Genomic DNA, 26666 nt, shown 5'->3' with positions numbered 1-26666 from the left:
AACCAAAAACGTCATTTTCAATCATGCAGGAAAATCAAAGTACCCAAACCGCCGAAGCCGAAGCTTTACAAGCGAAGCAAATGGGTTTTCTGCAACAAGGCGATATTGACGGCATGGTTGAGGGGTGCTATGCTGAGGATGCCCGTATCCACGGATTCACTTTCAGGGCGGAGGGACACACAGCACTAAAAGAGCTGATAAGGCTGTATCTGAGCCGTTTAAGCACGTTAGGAGAACGAACCATTGACAAGTTTACGGTGGGCAAAAATTTTATTTGGATGGAAATGACCATTCAAAACACCCAAGGTAAGCCTGTCAAAATCTACGAGGTAAAGTTTATTCAAAATGGAAAGTTTTACCTCCAACTCTTTGGCCTGCGACAAGGTACGGTGTGGCAACCCGATGATTTTACGGGCTTTACAGCGCCAGATTCTACCATGGCGCGAGCTTTTCACAGTCGCTACCTTGAGTTCCACCGTGAAGGTGATTTTAATGGATTGGCAGATGATTTTTTTACGGAGGATGCGCAATTGATTACCGCCCGCGTAGACGTAGTGGGTCGTGAAGCTATCCGGCAGATGTTTCAAGATTTGTTTGCCAAAGAATCGGGTTTTACGCCCCTATCGGTCGAAAACATTACCAACGACCGAGATTACATTTGGTTTGAGGCCACCGTGAAAAGTTCGCTAGGCGAACGACGTGTTTATGATGTGATGCTGATTCGGGAAGGAAAAGTACCTCTGCAATTGGTAGGTTCATTGATGGGCGCACTACCAACAGAAGTTGCTTTTGCAAACGGCACAACCACCTCATAAATAACACTTTACAACAAATAACAAACAATTTCCTTTACAAATAACCAATAATAAAACCTAAAACACACAGTTATGTCACTTACTCCCGAACAAAATAATGCGATTTGCATTGAATTTTTTGAGGCCGCATGGAACACAGGCAACGTACGCGAAGATTTATTATCTGCCGATGCAGTTGACCACTCTTTGGTAGGTGGTAAAAGTAAGACAGAACCCGGCTCTGGCAGCTTCAAACACATTGTAGGCATGTTTCGTCATGCTATGCCCGATGTTAAATTGACCATCCTTGACGAGATATATACTGCCGATAAAGTAGTACACCGTTGGAGCCTTTTGGGAACGGATACAGGCGGTGTAATGGGAATGCCACCAAGCGGCAAGACCATTACCCTTACAGGCACAACAGTTGTTCGGATGGCAGACGGCAAAATTGCTGAGCGCTGGGCAAACGTTGATGAATTAGGTCTTTTGCAACAATTAGGCGTTGTTCCTCCTCCTCCTGGAGCTTAAATCAAACCATAAGTTGGGTTTAATACCCAACTTCCATCCTTTAAGCCAACTGTCATCATGACTAGAATTGAACAAAACAGAGTAGCAATTCGCCAGTTTCTGGAAGATGTCTGGAGCAAAGGCAATGTAGAAATCGCCGAGAGAATCATTGACCCAAATTTCCAGTTTATTCTGGCTTTTGCGCACCTCGATGGTCGTGACGCATTTATGGGATTGGTTGAAAGAAACAGAAGTATTTTTGAAAACTTGACATATTCCGTTGAGTCAGAAGAAGATATTGTAGCTGACGAAAAAAACGGTGCCGCTTTTTGGGATATGAAGTCCAAGCACATTGGTACATGGCGCAATGTACCCGCTAGCTACAAAGATGTTGCCATCAACGGAATGACGCTATTCAGATTCAACGAAGAAGGCAAAATTTACGAAGCCAAGGTTCAGAATGACGTCATGAGCCTGATGAATCAAATCGGCGGCATCAAAAAACTGTACGACTTTTAGGGATTGCAGGTTGCCGCCAATAAACTCTTTTTAAAACTCCAAAAAATTATGTCAGTCGAAGCAAACAAAGAACTTGTACGAGGATACGTCAACGCCATCCTCGTAAATCGGGACTTTAGTAAATTTAACGATTTTACAGCCCCAGGTTTCTACATCGACCGTTCGGCCGTTCCAGAAGCTATCAAAGGAGAAAATGCCCTCCATAATCAAATGGATATGCTCTACGGTGCTTTCCCTGACCTTGACCTTAAAATTGTGGACATGGTGGCCGAAGGCGACAAAGTCGTAGTACGATTTGCCGCACCTGGCACGCACCAAAACACGTTTGCGGGCATACCAGCAACGGGAAAAACAGCTACCTGGAAAGGCATAGTTATGTATCACGTCGTAGATGGTAAGATTACCGAAGCGTGGGCGAACTGGGACGATTGGGGATTATTAGAACAACTTCGCTAAGCATTAACCTCAATCACTCCCTACTAAACACAATTATGGAAACTAACACCTTATCCAAAGTACTGGTAAGATTACCGAATCTAATCACGTTGTTTTTTTCACTAACGCTCGTAACGGGCTTTCGTCTTCTTAATGACCGCTTTCATTGGAATACAGCCCCAAGTTTTGATTTTACCGTATGGAATGATGTTTTGGTGGTAGTTTCTTTTCTGACCACGCTGTTTTTTATTGTTACAGCGTGGTTGGGATTTAGTGTTTTGATGGAGCGCGTACCATATCAAGGTTCTTTCAACCGATTTATCTTCGATACTGCCCGTTTTTCGGCTTTGTTCCCGATTTTAATGTGGTCGTTCTTGGCAGAATCTCCGCATCATTTTCAACTGTATGTTTGGGCCCTTTCGACTTGGCATTTTGCAATGACAATTTGGTACGTTTGGCCCATCGTTTTTAACCATAGCAACCGTACAGGCCATTCTTCAGACCTTAATAGCCACGCAATCATCTGCGCTGTCTATTTTGTATTAGGACTTGCTTACTATCTATTGATTAAAAAGAGATGGGAAACCGAACCCAACGACACCCTACGAATCGCCCTCGTTTTGGTAACGCTGGCCAGTATCTTTTTTTGGTCACTCAACCGGCTTTTGGGACTTCAAAAACGACTTGTTAACGAGGCTGCTCACAAAGAATAAACAACCTGAAAAATATTATTTGTCATGAAAAACGTACCCGACAGCCCACTGGGCAACATGTACCGAGAACACATCCAACTTATCCTTGACAAAAACATTGAGGCACTGCTGGATCAATACACCGACGACGCGCTCCTAATTAGCAGTTTTTCAAAAGCGCCCGTCATTTATAAAGGTCGTGACCAAATCCGCGAACACATGCAAGGAATTTTGGGTATCGACGGACTAGAAACCGACATCGTGTTTTGGGCCGAAACCGAAGACCCGCAAACGCTCATGATTACCGAACAAATCACGATGAAATTCGGGAATGATACCGCCAATATGCGCTTTGCTGACAGCTGGGTGCTGAAAGACGGCAAAATCGCCATTCACTTTGCAGGTATGGTACAACACCCCGACGGCACACTGGCCTAAAGCCTAATTTACAACCCATCGCATTCAAATTATTACTGGTCATTTATTAAACAGGAAATTTATATGTTAACTCCAGAATCAATACAATCACTTGCCGAGGTTTGGTACCGCAAGTTAGACGTTCACGCTCCCATGGTTGAAGTACTTCCGATGCTGGCCGACGAAGGATTGGAAATGGTTTTTCCAGAAGCAACGGTCTACGGATACGCAGGCTTTGAAGGCTGGTTTCAGCGCGTTATCCGCATTTTCTTCGACGAGGTACACACCGTAAAGTCAACAGAAGCGGTCATAAACGGCGACACCGCCGTGGTAAAAGTGGTAGTAAAATGGGAAGCCAGTGTTTGGAATGCCCCTGATGCCTACAGCAAGCGCATTACGCTTGACGCCTATCAAACATGGGACGTGAAAGTGGGCCCCAACGGTAGCCCCATCATCACCAGATATACAGTCGACGATTTGAAATACTACGAAGGGTCGGCAACGCTTTAAATCAAAGCAGGTAAAATAAAAGATTGGTCCCCAATTCATTATTTTACCTGACTTTCTGGAATTATTTAGAAAGTTACTGATTAACAACCCGTTAGATTAGCCTTTAAACTGGATTAACATGAAACTTATTGGCAAAAAAATTGGAATTCTCTTTGAAGCCGACTATTACGAAAACGAGATATTTTATTATCAATATCGTTTTCCGGAAGAAGGGGCCGAAATTCATTTCTTGACCCGACTCTGGGGGCAACCCAAAATCACTTTCACCGGCCACGAACACAAAGTACCGATGGACTGTTGGGAAAGTTTTGAAAACATGAGCGACGAAGAGTTGCGGAGCTACTCGGCCATCATTGTGCCTTCGGGCATGGTGTCTGACCGGCTGCGGTACACAGAGGATGTCGAAAAAATCCCCCCTGCTACGGAGTTCCTCAAACGCGTTTTTGCCGAGCCAACCATCCTCAAAGGCATTATTTGCCACGGATTATGGCTTACAGCCCCCGCTACTGAGCTAGTCAAAGGCCGCAAACTGGTTTGCCACAACAACCTCATCGGCGACGCTAAAGCCTATGGCGCGATTTACGTCAATGAGGATGTCGTCGTCGACGGCGATTTAGTCACGGGTCGTTCGGGCGGACATGCGCACTTTTTTGCTGCCAAAATCATCGAAATCTTATCCGAAAAAGCTTAAATAAGGCTGTATATGCTCTCTACCTCTTTTTTTCACGTAGCGGTAACGGTCAAAGACCTCGCCGCATTTGAGAATTTTTATACAAAATACTTCGGGTTTAAACGAGCGCGTACCATTTCGTTGGGAGAAGGAAAAGAACTAGTTTTCATGAAAGATGCTGGTAATTTTTATTTTGAAGTTTTCCCCCCCGACGAAGAACGCCCCATTCCCAATGTGGAAGGCGATGGCCCACATTATCCCGGACTGCGTCACTTGGCTTTTTCAGTAGCCGATGTGGATGCTAAACTCGCAGAAATGGGTGCTGATGCCGTCATTACGCTGGGCCCGTTGGCGTTTGATGATTTTATTCCTGGCTGGAAAACCGCTTGGGTCAAAGACCCCGAAGGAAATATCATTGAAATCACCCAAGGTTACGTTGACCAAGAGGATTAATCACCGATTCAAATTCTGACTGATTTCTAAATCCTTAATTTAACACTATTAAACTCTCAATTCATGAAACTCGATTTTACCTTCTCTGATACCCTTGCTGGGTACATCATAGAATACAACGCCGCCGAAAAATGGTATACTGTCGAAACCTCCGATAAGCGGGTTTTCAAAGTAAATTTACTCCCTTCAACGTATGCGCGCACTTTCCGTAATCTTGATGAATCGTATCAAGATGCCTCAGGAGTGATGCAAGATTTATTGGCCCAAAAAGGTCAATTTTTGTACTCTTATGGTACGTTTTATCCGCCGCTAGAAGGTGGCGAGCCCGTTTTTGAAGTACAGTGGATTATCTTCCCAAGTACACAAGCCCATGAATATCGCCACGAAGCGCAAGATTGGTGGATTCAGCAAATCTCTTCCATTGCCACGAGTTATTTGAAATGGCAGTTTAATTATCCGCAAGAGCCGATTAATTATAAAAACTACCGCACGATGCTTCACTTGGCGGGTGCAAAAAAAGGAGATTATTTGCAAGAAACGGATACCATTTCACGCATGATTTACGGGTTTGCCTCGGCATACATGCTCACAGGAAATGACTCGTTTTTAGAAGGTGCTGAATTGGGAACGGAATACCTCCGCGACCACATGCGTTTTTATGACAAAGATGCTGACTTAGTATACTGGTACCACGGCGTAAAAGTAGATGGCCAAAAAGAAACCAAGTTGTTGACTTCTGAATTCGGAGATGACTTGGATTCATTGCCAATGTACGAGCAAATTTACGCCTTGGCTGGACCTACCCAAACCTACCGTTTAACGGGTGATCCACGCATTATGTGGGACATCGAAAAAACGATTGAACTGTTTGAGAAATACTTCAAAGATGACAAACTAGAAGGCTATTTCTCACACATTGACCCGATTTCGTTGGATGCTCACGAAGAATCGTTGGCACATAACCGCGCCCGCAAAAACTGGAACTCAGTAGGTGACCACGCGCCTGCGTACCTCATCAACCTTTACTTGGCTACGGGTGAGAAAAAATACGCTGACTTCCTTGAGTACACTTTTGATACTATCACCAAATACTTCCCTGATTACGAAAACAGTCCGTTTGTGCAGGAGAAATTCTTTGAAGATTGGAGCAAAGACCAAACTTGGGGCTGGCAGCAAAACCGGGCCGTTGTAGGTCACAACCTCAAAATCGCCTGGAACTTGATGCGTATGCAGTCGCTCGTTGCCAAAGATTCTTACCTCGAATTTGCCAAAAAAATCGCCGCCCTTATGCCCGAAGCAGGCTCTGACCCGCAGCGCGGTGGTTGGTATGACGTGGTAGAGCGCGAAACCAAAACCAACGGCCGTCACCAGTTTGTGTGGCACGACCGCAAGGCATGGTGGCAGCAAGAGCAAGCCATTCTTGCATACATGATTTTGCACGGAATCCTGAAAGACGACGATTACCTCAAATACGCCCGCGAGTCGGCCGCCTTCTACAACGCGTTTTTCCTCGATACCGACGACGGCGGGGTATACTTCAACGTGTTTGGAAACGGTATGCCGTACCTGTTGGGTACCGAGCGCTTCAAAGGCAGCCACTCAATGAGTGCCTACCACAGCACCGAGTTGTGCTTCTTATCGGCAGTGTATACCAACTTGCTCATCACCAAAAAACCAACTTATTTCTACTTTAAGCCGTATCCAAACGGTTTTAAAAACAATAAGTTGTTTGTTTCGCCTGATATTCTTCCCAAAGGAAGTGTGTACATCAGCGCATGCTACATCAATGATGAGCCGTACCCCAATTTTGATGCTAACGAGTTATTTGTCACGCTCCCTAAAACCGACGAAAGGGTTCGGGTGAAAGTGCTTATAAGTCCTGTTATTTAAATTAGACAATACACTATCGACATGAAAGTAGCCGAGAATATAATAGAGAGCATTGCTGTCATTGAGGTGGAAGGCAACATAGATAGCAAAACCGCCCCTGAATTTGAAAAAGCCGCTATTGCGGCCATCAAAGGACAAGGGCAAGTTATTATTGACCTGAGCAAAGTAGAATTCCTTTCGAGCGCTGGTTTAAGGGTTTTGTTGATGATTTATCGCCAAATAAAATCGCAAAGCGGAAAAGTTGTGCTCGTAGGAGTATCTGAAGATATTCAGGACGTAATGTCGAACACCGGTTTTATCAACTTCTTTATCATTGTTAACACGTTAGAAGAAGCGGTAGAAACACTAAAAAAGGGCTAACTATGGCAGATATTCGTATTGATTACTACCCAACCCACGAACACGAGGGTATAAAATTCCGACGGGGGCATACGCTGCCGTTTGGAGCAACCATGGTGCCAAACGGGGTCAATTTCAGCGTCTATTCAAGTGCTGCTATTTCATGTACTTTGGTTCTTTTTGAACGGGGCGAAGCCCAGCCATACGCAGAAATTCCTTTTCCCGACGAATTCCGGATTGGGGATGTGTATTGTATGACGGTTTTCGACCTTGATTTTGAACGACTTGAGTATGGCTATCGCATGGATGGGCCGTTTAAACCCGAAGAAGGTCACCGTTTTGACAAAAATGTCATCTTGAGCGACCCTTACGCCAAAGTCTTAGGCGGCCGTGATACGTGGCGTGCCCAACCCAACTGGGATGATGTGTACCCCTATCGTTCACGTTTGGCCTTTGAAGATTTTGACTGGGAAAACGACCACCCGCTCGAAACACCCATCGAGGATTTATCCATCTACGAAATGCACGTACGGGGTTTTACGAGTCACCCCTCGTCTGAAACCAAAAACGCAGGTACCTTCGCGGGTATTCGCAGCAAAATACCGTATCTCAAATCGCTGGGTATAAACTGTATCGAACTAATGCCCATTTATGAATTTGATGAATGGGAAAACAGCCGCACCAACCCCAAAACGGGAGAATTGCTGGTCAACTATTGGGGATACAGTACCGTAAACTTTTTCTCGCCAAAAGCAGGCTACGCCGCCACGGGTAAGTTTGGCATGCAGGTGGATGAATTGAAAACCCTCATCAAGGAACTGCACAAAAACGGAATCGAGGTGTTTCTGGACGTGGTGTTTAACCACACCGCCGAAGGCGACCACCGTGGGCATACCATTTCGTTCAGAGGAATTGACAATAAGACCTACTACATGCTCACGCCTGAGGGGTATTATTTCAACTTCTCTGGAACGGGCAACACCTTGAATTGCAATCACCCCGTGGTTCGAAACATGGTGCTTGACTGCTTGCGTTATTGGGCGTCAGATTACCACATCGACGGGTTCCGCTTCGACTTGGCCGCCATTTTGGGCCGTGCCCAGGACGGTAGTCCACTGAGTAACCCACCTTTGTTGGAATCATTGGCATACGACCCCATTTTGGCCAAGTGTAAATTGATTGCCGAAGCCTGGGACGCCGGTGGTTTGTACCAAGTGGGTTCGTTTCCTGCGTACGGTCGCTGGGCCGAATGGAACGGAAAATACCGCGACACGGTGCGCCGTTTTCTCAAAGGAGATACCGGCTTGGTGGGAGAAATGGCCCAAAGGCTTCAAGGTTCACCCGATTTATATCCCTCCAGAGGTCCGACCGCGAGCATCAATTTCGTGGCCTGTCACGATGGCTTTACGCTGCACGATATGTTTGCCTACAACGAAAAACATAACGAGGCCAACGGCGAAGACAACAACGACGGAGCCAACGACAACAATTCGTGGAACTGCGGTTGGGAGGGAGAAACCGACGACCAAGCCATTAATTTTCTACGCCACAAACAAATCAAAAATGCCTTGACGATTTTAATGGTCAGTCAGGGAATTCCGATGATTTTAATGGGCGACGAAATGGGTCATACCCAACTCGGCAATAATAACACGTATTGTCAAGATGTGGAATGGAACTGGCTGAACTGGTCATTGGTCAATAAAAACGCTGATTTGTTTCACTATGCCCAACAGATTCTTCGGTTCCGTCGGGCGCACCCCGTACTCAGAAGTCCAACGCACTTCCGTCATTACGACTACGTAGGGAGCGGTCTGCCTGATATAAGCTTCCATGGTACGCTGGCATGGCGGCCAGATTGGTCGGCAGAAAGTCGTACCTTGGCTTTTATGCTCTGCGGAAGTCATGCCAAAGAGGGAACTATAAAGGACCAAACCATCTATGTAGCCCTGAATATGTATTGGGAGCCGTTGCATTTTGAACTTCCGACGCTCGAGCCTGGGCTGAAATGGCACGTTTTTGCCAACACCGACATGGCCAACTCAGAAGACATCCACCAAATCGGGGAGGAACCATTACTCGAAAACCAAACTGGCTTTTTTGTAGGCGGACGTTCAGTCATTATTCTGGTCGCAAAATAAAATTGATTAATCTCAACCAAAAACACTCAATAACATGGATTTTACAATAACCTCAGAAGTAGTCGATAAAGTTGCCAAGCTTAAACTAACGGGCGAGCTGGATTCATTATCGGCGCGGGTTTTTCAAAAAGAAATCGAAAAAGTAGCGCTTGAATCGCCTACTGAACTCGTTCTGGACCTAGAAAATCTGTCATTTATGTCATCGGCAGGGTTGCGCGTTTTGATTTTTTCAAAGCAAAAAATGGGCGTTGGACTTACGATTTACATTGTAAAACCGCAAGAAATCATCGTCGATACGCTCGAAAAAACGGGGCTTCAACACAGCGTCAATATTGTTGATCAATACCCTGTATAGGTCAACACGGCAAGTAAATGTTTTTGGATACATAAAATAGATTTTAAGTGGCTGAAAAGCGGTTTTACAAAACTATCTCTCAGCCACTTAAATCTGTTTTAAAGCTAAAAGCAACCAACAACATTTAAGCTTCGTATAGAGAATTAACTCAATCATCGTTCGTACTTTGTCAATTAACAAATGGAACTGAAATCCTTTCCGGCAACCATTGACTCGCTTGATGCCATTCGGCAGTACGTCAAAGAAAAATCCCAAGAGGCGGGAGTAGACAAAAAAGCAACCTATAATTTACTGGTAGCGGTCGATGAAATTGCGACAAACATCATCTTATACGGTTATCAAAATGCCGGATTAGAGGGAAATATTGACGTCTTAAGCGAAGCTACCCCCCATCAACTTAAAGTAATCTTTGAGGATGATGCATCGCCCTTTGACCCTACCACACGTGAACTCCCCGATGAGGAGGATTTCAATCTGCCACTGGAAGAAAGGCCCATCGGCGGACTAGGAATTTACCTTACCATCACTGGCGTAAGTGATTTTTCTTATGAGTACAAGAATAACCGAAATCGAAATATTTTTGTAGTGGATATCAAAAGTCCCTAGCCCAAAGGGGCAACCCTTGACTGTCTTTTTTTAATATGGCACCCAACAGAACTTATGCGAATCCCTACCCTGGACTGAGAAGTTTTGACTCCAAAGACGCAAATCTTTTTTTTGGAAGAGAAACGCACGTCAAAAAACTGAGAGAAAAATTAAGTAGCTCGCGGTTTTTGGCCATTATCGGTTCGTCAGGAAGTGGAAAATCTTCGTTAATTAAAGCCGGTTTGATTCCTTCACTGGAAAAAAACCGATTGGAAAACACGAACGAAAATGGCTGGCATATTCTCATTTTAAAACCGGGTGCTAACCCCATAAAAAACCTAATAAGTATTCTTACCGATTACGTTTCAAAATATAACATCGGTAGTTCTTCCCCAGAAATCATTAATCACCTAGAATCGTTTATTTTCAATGATTCTGACGGTTTAACTAAAGTTTTTCAGCTTTTCGGTGACAAAAACATCCTGCTGGTCATTGACCAATTCGAAGAGGTTTTTCGCTACCGCCAAAAAGAAGCGCAAATCACTACCGACCGTGATGAAACGATTCTTTTTATTGAATTTTTAATCCGCCTGATTCAGCAACGCACGCTGCCAATCCATGTGGCGCTCACAATGCGCTCCGATTACTTAGATTATTGCACTAACTACAACGGCCTGACCGAAGCCATCAACCGTGGGTATTATCTATTGCCCAAGATGAACCACGCCGAAATCATCCAGGCCATCAACGGACCACTTGAAACTGTAGGAGTAGACATTTCACCCACTTTAGTAGATCGTCTCTTGGGCGACATCGGCAGTAAAACCGACCAACTTCCCGTACTTCAACATTCACTCATGCGCACGTGGGACTATTGGCAAGTCCACAAATCACCGCAGCAGCCGATTGATGAACAGGACTATGAAGCCATCGGTACCATGTCAGATGCGCTTTCACTCCACGCCGAAGAAATTTATCAAGATGTTTTTGATGCCAAACGTAAACAGGTAACCGAAAAACTTTTCAAGTCCCTAATTGTCGTTGGTTCAGGTGATGTCGGTGTTGTTAGCCCGACCACGGTGGCAACCATCAAAAAAGTAACAGGGGTAAATGAATTTTTGCTTTTAGATGTCATTGACCGCTTGCGCGAGTTGGGGACTTCTTTTCTTTCACCCTCCTACTCCACACCGTTGTCTGATGCATCCGTAGTTGACCTCACCCACGAGCGCCTCACTTACCTCTGGAAACGCCTAAAAACGTGGGTAGATGAGGAAAGTGAATCCGCGAAACTTTACAAAAACCTGAGTTTTTCGGCCGATTTATACCAACAAGGAAAAACTGGTTTATGGGTAAATCCCGAATTACAAATCGGCTTGAGGTGGTTGAAAGAAAACCGTCCCAACAAAGAATGGGCACTCCGCTATGATCCCTATTTTGAAAGAGCCATTAATTACCTTGAATACAGCCGCAGTCAGTATGAATTTGAGGTACAAAATAAAGAAAGTCGCCACAAAAAAGAGGTAAAACGAACCCGCCAATTTGCCATTGCCTTGGGAATAGGGTCTTTGTTGTCACTCATGTTTTTGGTGGTATCCATTATTCTACGAACACAAGCCCAACAAAGTGAAAAGGAATCCTTAGAAAAGGAGCAACTAGCATTGTCAGAACAAAAAAAGGCAGAAGTCCAGAAACGAGAAGCAATATCACAAAAAAGAATTGCCCAACAACAGGAAGAAATTGCCGAAGCTCAAAAACAACTCACCGAAGAACAAAAACGGATTGCAGTAACGGAACAACGTAAGGCGGAGATTCAGCGACAAGAAGCGATTGTTGCGCAGCAGGCTGCAACGGAACAACGCAACAAAGCAGAAGTGGCCCGGCGCGACGCTGAAAACCAAAAAACAATCGCCGTAACCGCCAAAAGTGAAGCCGAAAAACGAAAGGACGAGGCAGAAAAAGCAAGCCGCGAAGCTGAACGGCAAAGAACCATCGCCGAGAATGCCAAGCGAGATGCCGAACGACAAAAAGTAAAAGCAATTGCCCGGGCCATTGCCATTCAATCATTCCAGATGCCCGAAAATTCACAGGATGAATTACCTGCTTTGCTGGCACTGCATGCCTATAACCTCAACCTGAAAAGCCAAGGCGAAAAAAGCAACCCTGATATTTTTAATGCCCTAGCCAAAGCTGCGGGAACAAATGCGAAAGTAATACTACGCCGGCACTCCGACGTGGTGCGCTCTGTGGCCGTAGGTGTAAAATCAGGCGATAATATTTTTGCCTCTGGTAGCGACGACGCCACCATTAAACTCTGGGACTATGGCCTTAGCCCCATTCAGCCCATCCGTTCATTCAGTCGAGGCAATAAGTCAACGGAGGGATTTAGGGCGGTTATTTTAGACAATAATGAGAAAAAGCTTATTGCTGGAGGGGCCTTGGGGACCCTTTTCAGTTGGAATATCGACTCCCCTACCCCAGTTCCCGTTGTAATGAAGGGGCACCGCAGCCCAATACATTCGCTGTTGTTAGCCGAAAACAATACGGTGGTTTCAGTTAGCAACGATGGGAATGTTCGAACGTGGAATCTATCGGCCAACGGCATTGACTCCGTGGCCAACCTGCGCTCTGGGATGGATATTTTTTGTGCAAAACTCAGTCCAGACGGCAAAAAAATTGTTTGTGGCTCAAAAGAGAAAGTCGTTGTTTTTGAGCTAAATGATTTAAAAAAAGCGCCGGATGTTTTTGCATTTTACGGAATGGGTGCCCGCATAACCGCGCTGGCATTTAGCCCCAACGGTAGAAAAATATTGACTGGAAACTCTGCTGGGGTCTTAACGGTATGGGATTATAATAACGACAAAATCGTTGAATTCTCAGCGGCGACAGTACTTGGTAAACACAATTCGACCGTCAGTGATATAGTCTTTTCTCCCGATGGCAATTTGGTGGCAACGAGCAGTTTTGATTGGTCGGTTCATCTTTTTAATTACGAAGATATTACGCGCCAGCAACAGCCAATTGTCATCAATGATTTTAACACATGGGTAACAGGCGTACGTTTTACGAAAGATAGCAAAAAACTTATCTCTTATGGCGCTGACCGTACAGTTCGACTCTGGGATATTGGCATTGATGAACTATATGCCAAAGTAAGCAAAAAAATCACCCGGGATATGACCGTTGATGAATGGAATAAATATGTTGGAAAAGATGTCGAATTCACAAAAGTACAAACGGCATTAAAGTGAAGTTACTTTGAAAATGACCTGTACAATGATAAAAATTATACAACTGATAAAATGGGGAATTTTGATTGGGGCATGCTTACAGGCTGTGTGCTCAATGGGGCAAATCTGTGATGAAACAGTGAGTATTCCCGAAGCCGAAAAAAAGTACACCACTGGCAACTTTGATGAAGTTTTCCAAATTCTTCTGCCATGCTTGAAAACAGAATTTTCGCCAACGGCTAAAGTTCAAGCCTACAAAATACTGGCAATGGCGCACTTGGCCATGGACTCAAGCGCCAGAGCCGCCGAATCCATTCAGAGTTTGTTGGCTATAAACCCCAATTTTGACCCTGATTTTGCGGCTTCGCCCCAATTCAAAGATATGTTTCAGCGCATCAAAGATTCGCAGGAACGCATTGTACAAATTACCTCAGTATCAAAAAGGGCGGAAAACGTGCTGAAAGTACCCGCCACGGTAATCGTCATTACGGAAAAAGATTTTATCAGGCGGGGCTATCAAAACTTAGAACAACTCCTGCACGATTTATCAGGGTTTGACATTGCCAAAGGTAACGGCCCCGGCTATTCAAATTTCTACACGCGGGGCTATCGGTCCACCTCCAACGACCGAATGTTGATGCTCATTGACGGGGTGGAAGAAAACGATTTGGCCTCAGATAATATCCCCATCTCACGTCAATATACGCTTTCCGACATAGACCGTGTGGAGGTGGTATACGGGCCCGCTTCTACTTTGTACGGCAACAACGCCTTTATGGGAGTGATAAATATTATTACAAAAAAATACCGCGAGATTATTGACGGCAACAATAAAGTACGATTCAATGGTCAAGTAAAATCAGGAACATGGAAAACGCGGTATGCGGACGGAACTATAGCAGTCAAAACCAAAGACGTGGCCATTTCGGTCACAGGGCGACTGTTTGAATCCAACGAAATGAATTTGTCGAAATACCCCGAATGGAACTACGACGCCCGTAACCCCGCAGCCTACGGTACACGACTGGATAGAACGGGTACCGATGCCCTAAATTACATCAATAATACCCAACTCCTGACCAAGTTTCCAAACTCAGATTTGTTCAACGTTGAATTCACCAACGGTGTACCTAGTGCGCTTCGGCTAACCCCGAAAGGGGCCGAAAAAGCAGCCGAACTAGACAATAGACTTTTTAACGGGAATGCCTTAGATAAACCAGTCCAGTTCAATGATTATTCAAAGAACTGGTACATGAAAACCAAAATCGAATTTAAAGAACTAACCATAGCCATCACCAACTGGAAAACCGACGAAGGGGCAGTGCCATGGTATACAAACTTATCCCGAATCAATACAGCCGATCTAGGACGCTGGATCACCTATTACCGAAGTTTTGCCGTAACTTACAACAAGGTGATAAATGATAAATTCCAGATTATCAACCTTTCATCCTACCGCTTACACGAGATAGACGGAGGCACCAATCTCCCCTCTTATCGCGGATATTACAACGCTCGTCTGGGAATCGCCGACTTAGCCGCGGGCACTGGCCCTACCTACTCTACTACTTATAATTACCGTGTTTCTAACCAATTCCGTAACGAATTTCGGGCGCTATGGAGTCCTCTACTCAACCTAGACGTCAATGGTGGTGTAGAGTACCGAAACAGCATAATTCAGGGGAATTACGTTACCTCTGGCACTGGCAATCCCGAAGAGCAAGGTTTTCCAGCTGATACCCTTAGGGGTGGTAACAATTTTCGTGTTTTTGATGTTGGAATCTATGCCCAAGCCACTTATCGTTATTCTGAATCACTTAGTTTAGTTGGCGGATTACGGGTAGACAACAACCGAGTAAGAAACAATGGCGGGTATGGTATGGTAGCAAACCCTAGATTATCAGCTATTTACAGCAAAGGAAACGTTATTCTAAAGGCAATTTATGCGGAAGCGTTTAAAGATGCTTCGTACCTTCAAAAATACGGTACCACCGCCGAACGACGGCTGAACAACCCAACACTACAACCCGAAAAAGTGAGAAACTTAGAGTTCAGCCTTTACTACAAACCCATCAAAGACCTTAATATTACCGTTGCTGCCTACCGCGCCAATTACAGCAATGCGGTGGGGTTGGCCTCGGTAGTATTGGAAAACGGCACCAAAACCAATCAATTTCAGGGAATTGGGCGTCAGCGGATTTGGGGTATTCAGGCCGAAGCTAACTATCAATGGAACAAACTCAACGTTTGGAGTAATTTTACGTACACTAATCCGCTCGACTTAACCTCAAATTTACGCATCAGCGATATTGCCGATTTTTCGTTCAACATCGGTGCAAATTATCAATTCACTAAAAGTCTGAGGCTAAACATCACCTCTCATTATGTGGGTGCCCGCAAAACGGGAGCTGGAACTTCTGGCAGCCGAAACCCCATCCAACTGTTTGACCCATATTTCATCATGGATGGTGCATTGACCTACCACGACATAATCAAAGGTATATCGTTGCAGGTAACGAGTTATAATTTATTAAACAAAGAATACTTTGTCCCAGGCATTAGAGAAGCCGACAATATTGTGGGAGCTTCGCGTTTTCCGCAAGAAAAACGAAATATTTCACTGGGTATTTTATTTGAAATAAAGTAATTCATAATGAACACTTTACCCGATTTTTTGGACTTTTTGGTAATGGAAAAAAACAAAATTAAATCCTTACCCGACGGGTTTGTAATTCATGAGGGCTATTTTCCTGAGCGCATGGAAGAAATTGGTCGTTTCAGAATTAAGGCTTGGCGTAATGAGAACGGCATAAATCCCACTTTTTTTTCACAAGAGGTGTGGATAGATTCCATAGACAAAAATGCACACCATTGGATTATTACTAAAGATGAGACCATAGTCGCGGCGGCTCGTTTAAGTTTTCATGAGTGCATTGAGGATGTTCCCTACGCTGATTTTTTGCATAAAGAACACCGTCCGCTTTTTCAAAAAAGCCCCATTGCTTCCATCAACCGTTTGGTGGTCGACCCCGCGTATCGGGGGCAGGGTTTTGCCAGAATTCTCGACAATGAACGCATTAACGAAGCGGCAAAAGTAGGCTCAAAAGTGATGATTGCCTTCCCTCAATTATCTCGACTTGTGCATTTACAAAAACTGGGTTTTAACTTAATTTCTCAACTTGAAAACATCCCAGAAATGCCCGAACGGCCTTTCTTCCTAATGAAGCTGGACCTTTAGTCCTTTTAAATTTTCTTGATTATGTTAAAAAAAGAGCGACTATATCACCTGATGAACTTGAAAGAAGGCGACCTCAAGGTTGTCAACCCTTTCATGCGTTACTCTTTTTTTATGGGGGTATCCGTTGCTATTTTTTATACCGCAACGATGTCTTTGTTTCTAAATAGTTTTGACCGAACCATGCTCCCAAAGGCGTATATCGCCAGTGGTATCATTGTTTATGCATTAGGATACATTGTTTCTAAAATTCAAGAACGCGTTTACTTCTCAAAAATCGCACTGTTTTTGATTATTTTCTTGATTATTTCAGTAACTGCATTGCTTGTTGGTCACTTTATTACGGGCAACAAATGGATTTACTTTTTTCTATTTATCTGGAACCGCGTCTTTGTTTTTGTCAACGGAATTTCTTTCTGGGCCATTGTTTCCCGCATTTTCAATCTACAACAAGCCAAGCGCCTTGTTAGTTTTATCACCACTGGCGACGTCATTTCTTCCATTGTAAGTTATTTATCGGTCCCTCTTTTATTACAATTCATCGATACCAACGGATTGTTGTATTTATCAATCGGCACCCTAGTCTTTTGTTTGGTTTTGATGGTAACGATTTCTAAAAGATACAAATCAGAACTTTCCATTTTCTCGCGTGAAAAAGAAAAACCAAAACAAAAAACCTTCAATTATTTTTTCAAATCCCCGTATTATACCGCCGTATTTATGTTGGCATTATTTCCTGTAATGGGGTTGTTTTATGTTGAATTTATTTTTGCCGTCGAATCCAAAAAAGTATTTCCAGACAAAGAATTATTAACTGGTTTTTTAGGGTTATTTTTTGGACTTTGCGCCATTATTGAGCTGTTAATCAAAACATTACTGTACGGACGCTTTATTGAAAAATACGGATTAAAACTCGGCTTGGTCGTATTACCTTTGGTTCTGACCATCTTTTATGCGTTTGCAGCCGTCTATGGGACCTTTTATGGTACCACCTACGTGTTTTTTGCATTTATCGTCATGAGCCGTTTTGCGATGAGTACGGTCCGAAAATCCATCAGTGACCCTTCTTACCAATTGCTTTTCCAACCCATACATCCAGAGGAAAGGCTCGAACTACAGAGCAGGATTGAAGGTGGCCCCAAAGCGGGAGGAAATATTGTAGCTGGTGTATTGCTTTTAGGTCTGACCTATTTTACGTTCATCGACACCGTTTATCTTTCCTACATTTTTGTAGGCATACTAGTTGTGTGGTTATGGGTTGCGTTCAGTACCCAATCTCTCTACCGAAACGTGTTGAAAAATCTGTTGAAAGAATCTGCAAAACGTAAAAGTTCGAGCGATAAAAAAAACACAGAAACAGTGATGCCAATGGAGGATGCTGGTAAAAAAACCGATTTCGATATCGTCATCAAAATGGCCAACTCTCCCTTGCCCGAAGAACGACTTGAATCGGTGACCCTTCTTGAAAACTCAGGCCGGTACTATGCATTCAAATACATTGATGCGCTTATGCAGGATACCAATCCCCGCGTAAAACGGGCGGCCCTGCTGGCCGCTGGAAACATCCGAAAAATGGAATTATGGCCACATTTGTTGAATAATATCACGTCAAACTACTTTAAACTCCCCACAAAAATCGCTTTAGCGTCCATCGGTGACCCAGTAATGGGAGAATTGGAGCGTTTTTTTAACCGCACAGAAAACGACCGTGCAACCCAAAAAGAAATCATCAGTATTGTTGAAAAAATCGACACACTATCTTCAACTCGTTTTTTAAGAGCCAAAATGAACCATCCCGATCCCCACATCAGAGATCGGGTGTTTGAGGCACTTAATCAAAATCGTTATACCGCAACGGTCCTCGAACGCACCCACATCAACGCTGAAATTGACGAAAAGGCTGCCTTTGTCGTTTGGCTGATGGCCGCACAGGCTGACATTAGAAGAATGCCAGAATTAGCCCCGCTACTCAATTCGTTGGAAGAAGAAACCAAACAAACAGCCCCAAAACTATTTAACTTACTCAATGTCTTGATTGTAGACCAGGATTTTGATTTAATTAAAGATTTATACGAAAACAATAACGAAGCGACGCAAGGCTTTGTACAGGAAGTATTTTCGATGGCCCTAACCGAAGACCTTCGCGTAAAATTAGCCCCTATTTTTGAGGAAGACACGATTGAAGACAAAGTGCAAAAATGCCGCGAAAATTATCCACAACAACACTTATCTCCTGAAGAGCGTGTGCTTGACATTATTAACCGGGATTTTGCGCAGCTTTCCAGTGAATTAAAGGCCTCCGCAATTCAAAGCTTATTGCATTTTCCAAACTCCCAAAATCAATACGTCTTAATTTCTAGCGCACACTCAAACAGCGAAGTGATTGTTGAAACGGCCCTTTATGTTTTGCATCAATTATACCCTACGACATTTGAAGAGTTTAAGGAAACGGCCGCGTTTTTACCCAATTGCCATCGAACAGACCTTTGCAAAAAAATAGAACACGGATTTAAAAAGGAAGATTTATTAATCAATAAACTCAACGCCATACGGACCATAGATTTATTAAAAAAACTGCCCGCTGATTCGCTCCTACCTATGACCATTTCGTTACAAAAACTTCAATTGACTTCCTACGAAACCCTCCTCATGGATCGATATTGTACGGCAGGCCCACCGTTGTTGTTTGTGTATGAAGGCGAAATTGAACTGCTCGAAACTGATGGTAATCAGCAATGGATAAGCGAAGGCGGGTATTGGTTTCGCGAACCAGAACCACCGCCAACGGTGTATCTTCAATCGGTAAATGCCCTGAAAGACAGCACTATTTTTCTTTTAGACCCATATTTAGTTTATAATCTTATTGCCGAAAATACTGCTTACAAAGAGGATGTTACTTTGGAAACAGCCTAAACCGTCCAGTATAAAACAATCAATGAAAAACTTATTGTCAACCTATCAACAACCAAACAGTTTAGGCCAAATAGCTGTTTTTGCCCGTGGAATAACCATGTGGCTTTTGTTACTGTGGGGAGGTGGAGCGTGGGGACAATACAACAAACAGGCTACTGAAAAGGGAATACCCCTCAGCAGGATGTTTAATCCGAAACAATACAACGCCCACGGGCAAAACTTTGCCGTAGCGCAGGATAAACGGGGTTTAATGTATTTTGGAAATTTTGCGGGAGTGCTTGAGTACGATGGGGTTTCGTGGCGAACCATTCCCACCCAAAACATCACTAAAGTTTCGGCACTGTGTGTGAGTGAGTTCGGGCGGGTGTTTGTGGGCGGAAAAGGTGAGTTTGGGTATTTAAAACCAGATAGTACTGGAACGCTCTATTTTGAAAGTTTAAGCAAAGCCATTAAGACCTCCTTTGGCCAAATTCTGAATATATTTCAAACAAAGGCGGGTGTATATTTTATCTCACAAGAATACGTTTTTCTACTCACATCCAAAGGCCTCAAAGAATTTAGAGTAAAAGGCACCATTTTGTCTTCGTTTTATGAAAATCAAAAAATTATCTTATTTCTAAAAAACGGAGGGCCCCAGTTTTTGGAGGGCCAAAACTTGATTCCAATCGCAAAAACAGCCCTCACTCCTACGCTTTTTGACCTAACCGCCGTATTTCCATTAGAAAATAATGAGTTCTTGTTGCTAACGAGTAGCCAAGGGTTGTTTAAATTATCCAATAATACCATCAAAGTCTTTGATTGTGAAGCCAATAGCCATTTAATTACCAATCAAACTACCGCAGGAACTGTACTAAGAAATGGCCAATTCGCCATTGGAACCTTAAATGCTGGCATCGTCATTATTTCTAAAAATGGCCAAATAAAAAACCAAATAAAAGACAATGACTACCTGCAAAACATGCTCGTCAATGCCATGTTCACCAACCGTGACGGTGCCTTGTGGTTAGCCCTCAATAACGGTATTGTACAAATTGATGTGGACTCTCCTATTGAGAAATTCAATGAGTTTAGTAACTTGAAGGGCGAAGTAAAAGCCGTGGTAAGGGCCAATGGACGCTTATATGCAGGGACACTTAATGGCCTTTTTTACATCGACAATTTTAACGTCAGGCCCGTTGCCGCCCTCAATGCAGGCTGTTTTGACTTGGCTGTAGCCCCCAATGGGCTTCTGGCTGCCACCAACAGAGGCTTATTTTTAGTTTCAGAACGTGGTGCTCAGCAACTTACTCCTTTTTATTCGCTGTGTGTTTACGTATCTAAAATCAATCCGTCCGTCATTTTTGTGGGACAGCAAAATGGGCTGGGGATGTTAAACCTAGCGGGTGGTGGCCGAAACTACCGACTTGTCGGTAAAACCAACGAGCAAATAGTTGGGATAACAGAAGACGAAAAAGGGAATCTGTGGCTTGAAACGCTATCTGACGGTGTCATAAAAATCAATGCTCAAACCAACGAAGAAAAAAAGTACGCCGCCAAAGACGGCTTGCCTCCCTTGTCGTATAATCGCATCACCAACACCTCCAAAGGGCTTATTGCCTATAATCAAAAGGGAATTTTTCGGTTTCAACCGCAAAAAGACCAATTCGAGCCATACAATCTTTTTCAGACCGATAGCGCAGCAACTGTATATTGGAACGGAAAAATTTTGGAAGACGGGAGCGGAAAAATATGGACCACACGCGGCGACGAGAAATTTATTACATCCTACCTACCAACTGGTCAACCCAATAAGCCGTATCAGGCAACGAATACTGCATTTTTACCGATTTCTGATATACCTTTCAATGTTATTTATCCAGACCACTCAAATTTGATTTGGTTTGGAGGCTCAGAAGGATTGATTCGGTTTGATTTAAACCTTAGCCAAGAATACCAACGTCCATTTTCCGCATTAATTCGAAAAGTAACAGTCAAAGGCGAAGAGACACTTTTCAACGGTTACCCTACAGATACAGCCGCAATCACTGATAATTTGTCTGTGCCTAAAATTCAGTTAGAGCCCAAGAATAATAACATAGAATTTGAATTTTCAGCCCCGAGTTTTAACGTCAACGAAGTATTGAGCTTTCAATACTACCTCGAAAATTTTGATAAGGTATGGTCAGATTGGACTACGCAATCTCAAAAGGAATATACCAACCTTCCCCCTGGCAATTATAAATTTAGGGTAAGAGCTCGCAATATTTACGGAAAACAAAGTGAGGAAGCCATCGTAGAATTTTCGATAGCTACACCACTTTATTTAAAATGGTGGGCCATTGCGGCCTATATTTTGCTGATTGGAGCGCTTATTTATAACTCCGTTCGTTGGCGATTGCGGGTATTGGTTCGTGAAAAACTGGAACTCGAAAACCTCATTCGCGAACGTACCGAGGAAGTTGTGACCCAAAAAGTAGAGTTGGAACAACAATCTGAAGAGCTTACTACCAAAAATGACCAGCTTGAAAAAATCGATTTCATTGTTCAGGCCATCAACACTGAAATCAACTTTGCGAATTTGTTTCAAACCGTCTTAAATCGTTTGAAAATCATTCGTAACATGGACTGTGCTAGTGCCTTGATTTTCAATAAAGAAACCAATGGCTATCAGTTCAAAGCACTTTACGGGTTCAATGAACTATCGACAGTAGAATCTGTGCAATTACGCCTCGAAGAAGCCGAAAATCGCTATATTTACGAAGCCATTGAGGTCTACGAAGATATTTATTTTAAGAACGACATTAGTTATGAAAAACTAAATACCCCGATTGATTCGTTGGTGACTCCCAAATCCATGATAGCCATCGTCATCAAGGTAGATAATCACATTGAAGGTTTTATCACGCTCGAAAACTCCGTCCGCTCCAACGCGTTTGATCAAAGGGATTTCAACATGATTAAAAACTTAAAGGAACACCTGATTGCTGCTTACATCAAAACTCGCATTCTGGAAGACCTCGAAAACACCCTGAGTAATCTTAAAAATACCCAAGAGGAGTTGATTCGACAGGAACGTCTGGCTTCAGTGGGTCAATTGACAAAAGGAATTGTTGACCGAATTTTAAATCCGTTAAATTACATCAACAACTTTTCTGAATCTTCAACTATTTTGATTGATGAACTAAATGAGCTGCTCGAAAAAAACAAAGCGAGTCTCAATCAGGATTTGCAAGAAGAATTTGAAGATTCGTTGACACTACTTAAAAATAGTATTACTAAAATTTATGACCACGGAAACAGTACCACGCGCATTGTCAAGGACATGCAAAAATTGCTCAAAGAAAAATCACGTGAGTTTTTTGAAACAGATTTGAATTATTTTATTGAAAGCAGGGCCAAAGTCATTTTCCACGACTTTACTCAAAAAAACAGGGATTTTAATGGTGAATTACTCATCGAACTCGAACAACAATCGCTTAAAACACGGATTCTTCCACCTGAGTTTGGGGATGTTCTTTCCAATATAATAGATAACGCCCTCTACACTTTATTTGAAAAAAGTAAAATCAATAAAAATTTTTCCCCACAAATTAAATTAACGACTACATTAATCAACGGCGAAGTTCAGTTAAGAATCAAAGACAATGGTAAAGGAATACCACAACGTGATTTAAATCTAATTTTCAGTCCTTTCTTTACAACCAAACCCACCTCAAAAGGCACCGGATTGGGTCTTTTTATGACCAAAGACATCATTGAACTCCATAAAGGAAAAATAGAACTCAATTCCAAAGAGGGTGAGTTTACCGAAGTAATTATTACGTTACCAACGCTCAGCTAAGCCTCTTTTAATCAAAAGGATATATGGAAAATGACAATAAAACGATTGAGTCTGAAAAAAAAGGTGAATTAGAACACCAAGAAAATCACCAATCTGAGCATGACATTGAAGCCTTGAAGGAGCGGTATAAGCAAATGAATAAATTGGCAGAAATCGGTCAGTTAACGGCAGGAATTCTCCACGAAATTCAAAATCCGCTTAATTTTGTAAACAATTTTTCTAAACTCTCTATTGACCTGATTAGAGAAATAAAGGAGATTTTTGACAACCGAAAGGATGTTCAGCTAACCGAAGAGGAGGAGGATTTGCTTTTTTTACTTGACCAACTATATGGTCTCAATCAAAAAATCGGGGAAAATGGGGGTCGAATCACCCGCATCATTCAAAGTATGTTAGCCCAAACAAGAACTGAAAATAAAGATGCCCAATTTGAACCTGCTGATTTAAACGTTTTATTGGAAGAATTTACCAAACTTGCCTACCAAGGCACCCGAGGTGAGGACCGAACATTCAATGTGTCGTTGGTTTTCCAATTGGATGCGAAAGTAAAAATGGTAAAAATTTCCGCCACCGAAATCAGTCGGGTGGTCCTTAATTTGGTTAATAATGCCTGCTACGCCATCAACGAAAAACTCAAACTGCAGATTGAAGGGTACGCGCCTCAAATCATCGTCACTTCAAAACGGCTGAGTGATATGGTTGAGATAAAAATCAGAGACAACGGCATAGGAATTCCAGATTCAATTAAAGAAAAACTGTTTACACCTTTTTTTACGACTAAACCCGTTGGTAAAGGCACTGGATTAGGGTTAGCACTGAGCCGTGATATTGTAAATATAATGCACCGAGGCACGGTGAGTGTAGACTCTGAGGCGGGTAATTTTACCGAATTTACCCTTCAAATTCCCTTGACATTATGAAATATATCAGTGTTTTGAAACCTATTAGAACCTAACCCAATTAATTAAAACGTTAAAAACTCACCTCAAATTACCACGACAATGGCAATCAAGATACTAAGTATGGATGACGAATTAGATATGGAAATGCTCATCCAAACTCGATTCAGAAAACAAATTCGTGAAAAAAGATACGAATTCATTTTTGTACACAATGGCGTAGAAGCCCTCGAAGCGTTGACTGAACATTCCGACATCGACATTGTGCTTTCGGATATCAACATGCCCGAAATGGACGGGCTGACTTTTTTGTCGCACCTCAACGAATCAAAAAAATCAAGGATAAAAGCGGTGATGGTTTCGGCCCACGGCGATATGGACAACATCCGCCGGGCCATGAACCTCGGGGCGTTTGATTTTATTACGAAACCCATCAATTTTGATGATTTAGACATTACCATTGATAAAACCGCTGGATACATTGAAATGGTAATTCAGCATGAAAAAGAGCGCGACCAATTGGTTTCGATTCAGAATGATTTGCTCATTGCCCGTGATATTCAGCAATCAATGTTGCCCAAGATTTTCCCACCTTTCCCGAAGAGAAAAGACTTGGATTTACATGGATTTTTGGAACCTGCTAAATCGGTGGGAGGAGATTTATTCGATTTCTTCTTGATTGACGAAAATCACCTTTTCTTCATCATCGGAGATGTTTCGGACAAAGGTGTGCCCGCTTGTATGTTTATGGCTATTACAAAAGCCATTTTCAAAACCCATTTTTTACACCGCAATTATGAAGATATCGCCGACGAAGTAAAAGAAGTCAACGCATTTTTATCAGAGGACAACGACTCTTTTATGTTTGTGACCGCCTTTGTCGGTATTTTGGATCTACAGACGGGCGTGGTTGAATACGTAGATGCAGGCCATGAACCACCCTTTATTTTACGAAAAGATAAGGGAGTTGAACCTGTCGTAAAAACAACAGGTATGGCCCTCGGTATTGATCCCGACTACAACTATAAAAAACAAGTACTGACTTTAAACCCAGGCGATACTCTTTTTATGTACACTGACGGGGTAACCGATGCCAATAATACGGCTGGTGACCGCTTCGGAACCCATAGAGCAGAGGATGTTTTAACCCCATTTGTTAATGCGCCTTTGCCTCAAGACATCAACAAGTCCATTCGTCAGCACTTGAAAGATTTTATCGGGGAAAACTCACAATTTGATGACATCACCGTACTGACCATTCAATTCAACGGCAATTAAGGGACAAATTTCGTTTCTTAAGTGAATAAAATTAAAAAAAAAGCAGGCCCGAAACGACGCCTTTTAGGTATAGTTTCGAGGTCTGTTTTTTTTTGTATAAATAAAAACACCGATTGGCATATATTTTTTAGCCCCTTCGTACACAAAAGAATGTTCTTTGTCCTTAAAATGGCTTAATTGGGCCCTCATTTAGTATACAGGTAACATTGACATTTTTACTCAACACTTTAAGTAAATCATGGATGCTATTCAAATCGTTATTGTTGAAGATGACGCAATAATTGGAGCAGACCTCCAAGACCGCCTTGAAGAAATGGGCTATGAAGTGATTGGGCTCTTCGAAAATGGTGAAGACGCTTATGAATCCATTCAAAAATCTTCGCCAGATTTACTAATCATGGATGTACAGCTGTCGGGAAAATGGGATGGAATTGAAACTGTAAGGCAGATTTCAAAAAAATTCCAATTCCCAATCATTTTTTTAACGGGAAATTCCGATGAAATCACCTTTTCAAAAGCAAAAACCACTGGTCCAGCGGCTTTTCTTTCAAAACCTTATCGTGGTCGGGATTTAAAACATGCTATTGAGTTGGCCATCATTCAATCGGCGGAGAAAACAAAAAAAATGGTTGATGTTGTAGAAAATGAAAGTGCCTACGTTCTTCAAGACCGGCTTTTTGTCAAAGTCAAAAACGGCATGGAACGTTTGTTTTTTCAGGACATCCAATGGGTCGAAGCCAACGATTATTACTGTAAAGTATTTACCCGAACCAAAGAGATTCAAATTTTACAAACCTTGGGTAAATTTAGTGAAACCCTCAGCAATCTATCTGAATTTTTGAGGGTGCACCGTTCTTTTATCGTTAATTTGAATCACGTTGAGCAAATTGGTGACCTTTCACTTTATATTGGTAAACATCAAATCCCCGTCAGCAAATCAGCCAGAGAGGAAATCATGGGACGTTTAAAGAAAATTTCTTAATT

Annotated in this window: 22 protein-coding genes; all 22 read left to right on the top strand. The window is 42.8% G+C overall.

Annotated elements, in window-relative coordinates:
• The first annotated feature begins 23 nt into the window (after window positions 1-23).
• The 22 genes from DR864_RS28975 to DR864_RS28870 all read left to right on the top strand — a co-directional run bounded on the left by DR864_RS28975 (window position 24) and on the right by DR864_RS28870 (window position 26664).
• Window positions 24-815 (top strand): nuclear transport factor 2 family protein, encoded by a 792-nt coding sequence (locus DR864_RS28975; protein WP_114070637.1) that lies wholly within the window; start codon window positions 24-26, stop codon window positions 813-815.
• A gap of 72 nt (window positions 816-887) precedes the next feature.
• Window positions 888-1325 carry an ester cyclase gene (locus DR864_RS28970; protein ID WP_114070636.1) on the top strand — a complete coding sequence of 146 codons (438 nt, stop codon included), beginning with the start codon at window positions 888-890 and terminating at the stop codon, window positions 1323-1325.
• Between the two features lie 57 nt (window positions 1326-1382).
• The gene (locus tag DR864_RS28965) at window positions 1383-1823 is read left to right on the top strand and encodes an ester cyclase (RefSeq protein ID WP_114070635.1); all 441 of its coding nucleotides are present in this window, start codon (window positions 1383-1385) and stop codon (window positions 1821-1823) included.
• 48 nt (window positions 1824-1871) lie between these two features.
• The gene (locus DR864_RS28960) at window positions 1872-2279 is read left to right on the top strand and encodes an ester cyclase (RefSeq protein WP_147277187.1); all 408 of its coding nucleotides are present in this window, start codon (window positions 1872-1874) and stop codon (window positions 2277-2279) included.
• A gap of 35 nt (window positions 2280-2314) precedes the next feature.
• Window positions 2315-2971: a hypothetical protein gene (locus DR864_RS28955; protein ID WP_114070633.1), complete on the top strand. Its 657-nt coding sequence runs from the start codon at window positions 2315-2317 to the stop codon at window positions 2969-2971.
• A 24-nt stretch (window positions 2972-2995) separates the two neighbouring features.
• The gene (locus tag DR864_RS28950; protein ID WP_114070632.1) at window positions 2996-3388 is read left to right on the top strand and encodes a nuclear transport factor 2 family protein; all 393 of its coding nucleotides are present in this window, start codon (window positions 2996-2998) and stop codon (window positions 3386-3388) included.
• Window positions 3389-3451: 63 nt separating this feature from the next.
• Entirely contained in the window at window positions 3452-3877 is a 426-nt protein-coding gene (locus tag DR864_RS28945; RefSeq protein WP_114464159.1) for a hypothetical protein, read from the top strand.
• A gap of 118 nt (window positions 3878-3995) precedes the next feature.
• Complete coding sequence (locus tag DR864_RS28940; RefSeq protein ID WP_114070630.1) at window positions 3996-4568, top strand: DJ-1/PfpI family protein; 573 nt, start codon at window positions 3996-3998, stop codon at window positions 4566-4568.
• Between the two features lie 12 nt (window positions 4569-4580).
• The gene (locus tag DR864_RS28935; protein WP_114070629.1) at window positions 4581-5000 is read left to right on the top strand and encodes a VOC family protein; all 420 of its coding nucleotides are present in this window, start codon (window positions 4581-4583) and stop codon (window positions 4998-5000) included.
• Between the two features lie 63 nt (window positions 5001-5063).
• Window positions 5064-6890 carry an AGE family epimerase/isomerase gene (locus tag DR864_RS28930; protein WP_114070628.1) on the top strand — a complete coding sequence of 609 codons (1827 nt, stop codon included), beginning with the start codon at window positions 5064-5066 and terminating at the stop codon, window positions 6888-6890.
• A 21-nt stretch (window positions 6891-6911) separates the two neighbouring features.
• On the top strand, window positions 6912-7250 hold the full coding sequence (locus tag DR864_RS28925) for an STAS domain-containing protein (protein WP_114070627.1): 339 nt from the start codon (window positions 6912-6914) through the stop codon (window positions 7248-7250).
• Window positions 7251-7252: 2 nt separating this feature from the next.
• Entirely contained in the window at window positions 7253-9370 is a 2118-nt protein-coding gene (gene glgX, locus DR864_RS28920; RefSeq protein ID WP_114070626.1) for a glycogen debranching protein GlgX, read from the top strand.
• 34 nt (window positions 9371-9404) lie between these two features.
• Window positions 9405-9725 carry an anti-sigma factor antagonist gene (locus DR864_RS28915; protein ID WP_114070625.1) on the top strand — a complete coding sequence of 107 codons (321 nt, stop codon included), beginning with the start codon at window positions 9405-9407 and terminating at the stop codon, window positions 9723-9725.
• Window positions 9726-9905: 180 nt separating this feature from the next.
• Window positions 9906-10331 carry an ATP-binding protein gene (locus tag DR864_RS28910; protein WP_114070624.1) on the top strand — a complete coding sequence of 142 codons (426 nt, stop codon included), beginning with the start codon at window positions 9906-9908 and terminating at the stop codon, window positions 10329-10331.
• A 35-nt stretch (window positions 10332-10366) separates the two neighbouring features.
• The gene (locus DR864_RS28905) at window positions 10367-13558 is read left to right on the top strand and encodes an nSTAND1 domain-containing NTPase (protein WP_114070623.1); all 3192 of its coding nucleotides are present in this window, start codon (window positions 10367-10369) and stop codon (window positions 13556-13558) included.
• Between the two features lie 25 nt (window positions 13559-13583).
• On the top strand, window positions 13584-16184 hold the full coding sequence (locus DR864_RS28900) for a TonB-dependent receptor plug domain-containing protein (protein WP_162794286.1): 2601 nt from the start codon (window positions 13584-13586) through the stop codon (window positions 16182-16184).
• A 6-nt stretch (window positions 16185-16190) separates the two neighbouring features.
• Entirely contained in the window at window positions 16191-16775 is a 585-nt protein-coding gene (locus DR864_RS28895; RefSeq protein WP_114070621.1) for a GNAT family N-acetyltransferase, read from the top strand.
• A gap of 21 nt (window positions 16776-16796) precedes the next feature.
• Complete coding sequence (locus DR864_RS28890; protein ID WP_114070620.1) at window positions 16797-19685, top strand: MFS transporter; 2889 nt, start codon at window positions 16797-16799, stop codon at window positions 19683-19685.
• A gap of 22 nt (window positions 19686-19707) precedes the next feature.
• Complete coding sequence (locus DR864_RS28885) at window positions 19708-23505, top strand: sensor histidine kinase (protein ID WP_162794285.1); 3798 nt, start codon at window positions 19708-19710, stop codon at window positions 23503-23505.
• A 23-nt stretch (window positions 23506-23528) separates the two neighbouring features.
• Window positions 23529-24425, top strand: a complete 897-nt coding sequence (locus tag DR864_RS28880) for a sensor histidine kinase (protein ID WP_114070618.1) — start codon at window positions 23529-23531, stop codon at window positions 24423-24425.
• A gap of 81 nt (window positions 24426-24506) precedes the next feature.
• Window positions 24507-25682 (top strand): PP2C family protein-serine/threonine phosphatase, encoded by a 1176-nt coding sequence (locus DR864_RS28875; RefSeq protein ID WP_114070617.1) that lies wholly within the window; start codon window positions 24507-24509, stop codon window positions 25680-25682.
• A 238-nt stretch (window positions 25683-25920) separates the two neighbouring features.
• Window positions 25921-26664: a LytR/AlgR family response regulator transcription factor gene (locus DR864_RS28870; protein ID WP_114070616.1), complete on the top strand. Its 744-nt coding sequence runs from the start codon at window positions 25921-25923 to the stop codon at window positions 26662-26664.
• Window positions 26665-26666: the final 2 nt, after the last annotated feature.

The organism is Runella rosea, assembly GCF_003325355.1.
GTDB lineage: Bacteria > Bacteroidota > Bacteroidia > Cytophagales > Spirosomataceae > Runella > Runella rosea.
This window is presented reverse-complemented; position numbering and strand designations above follow the sequence as displayed.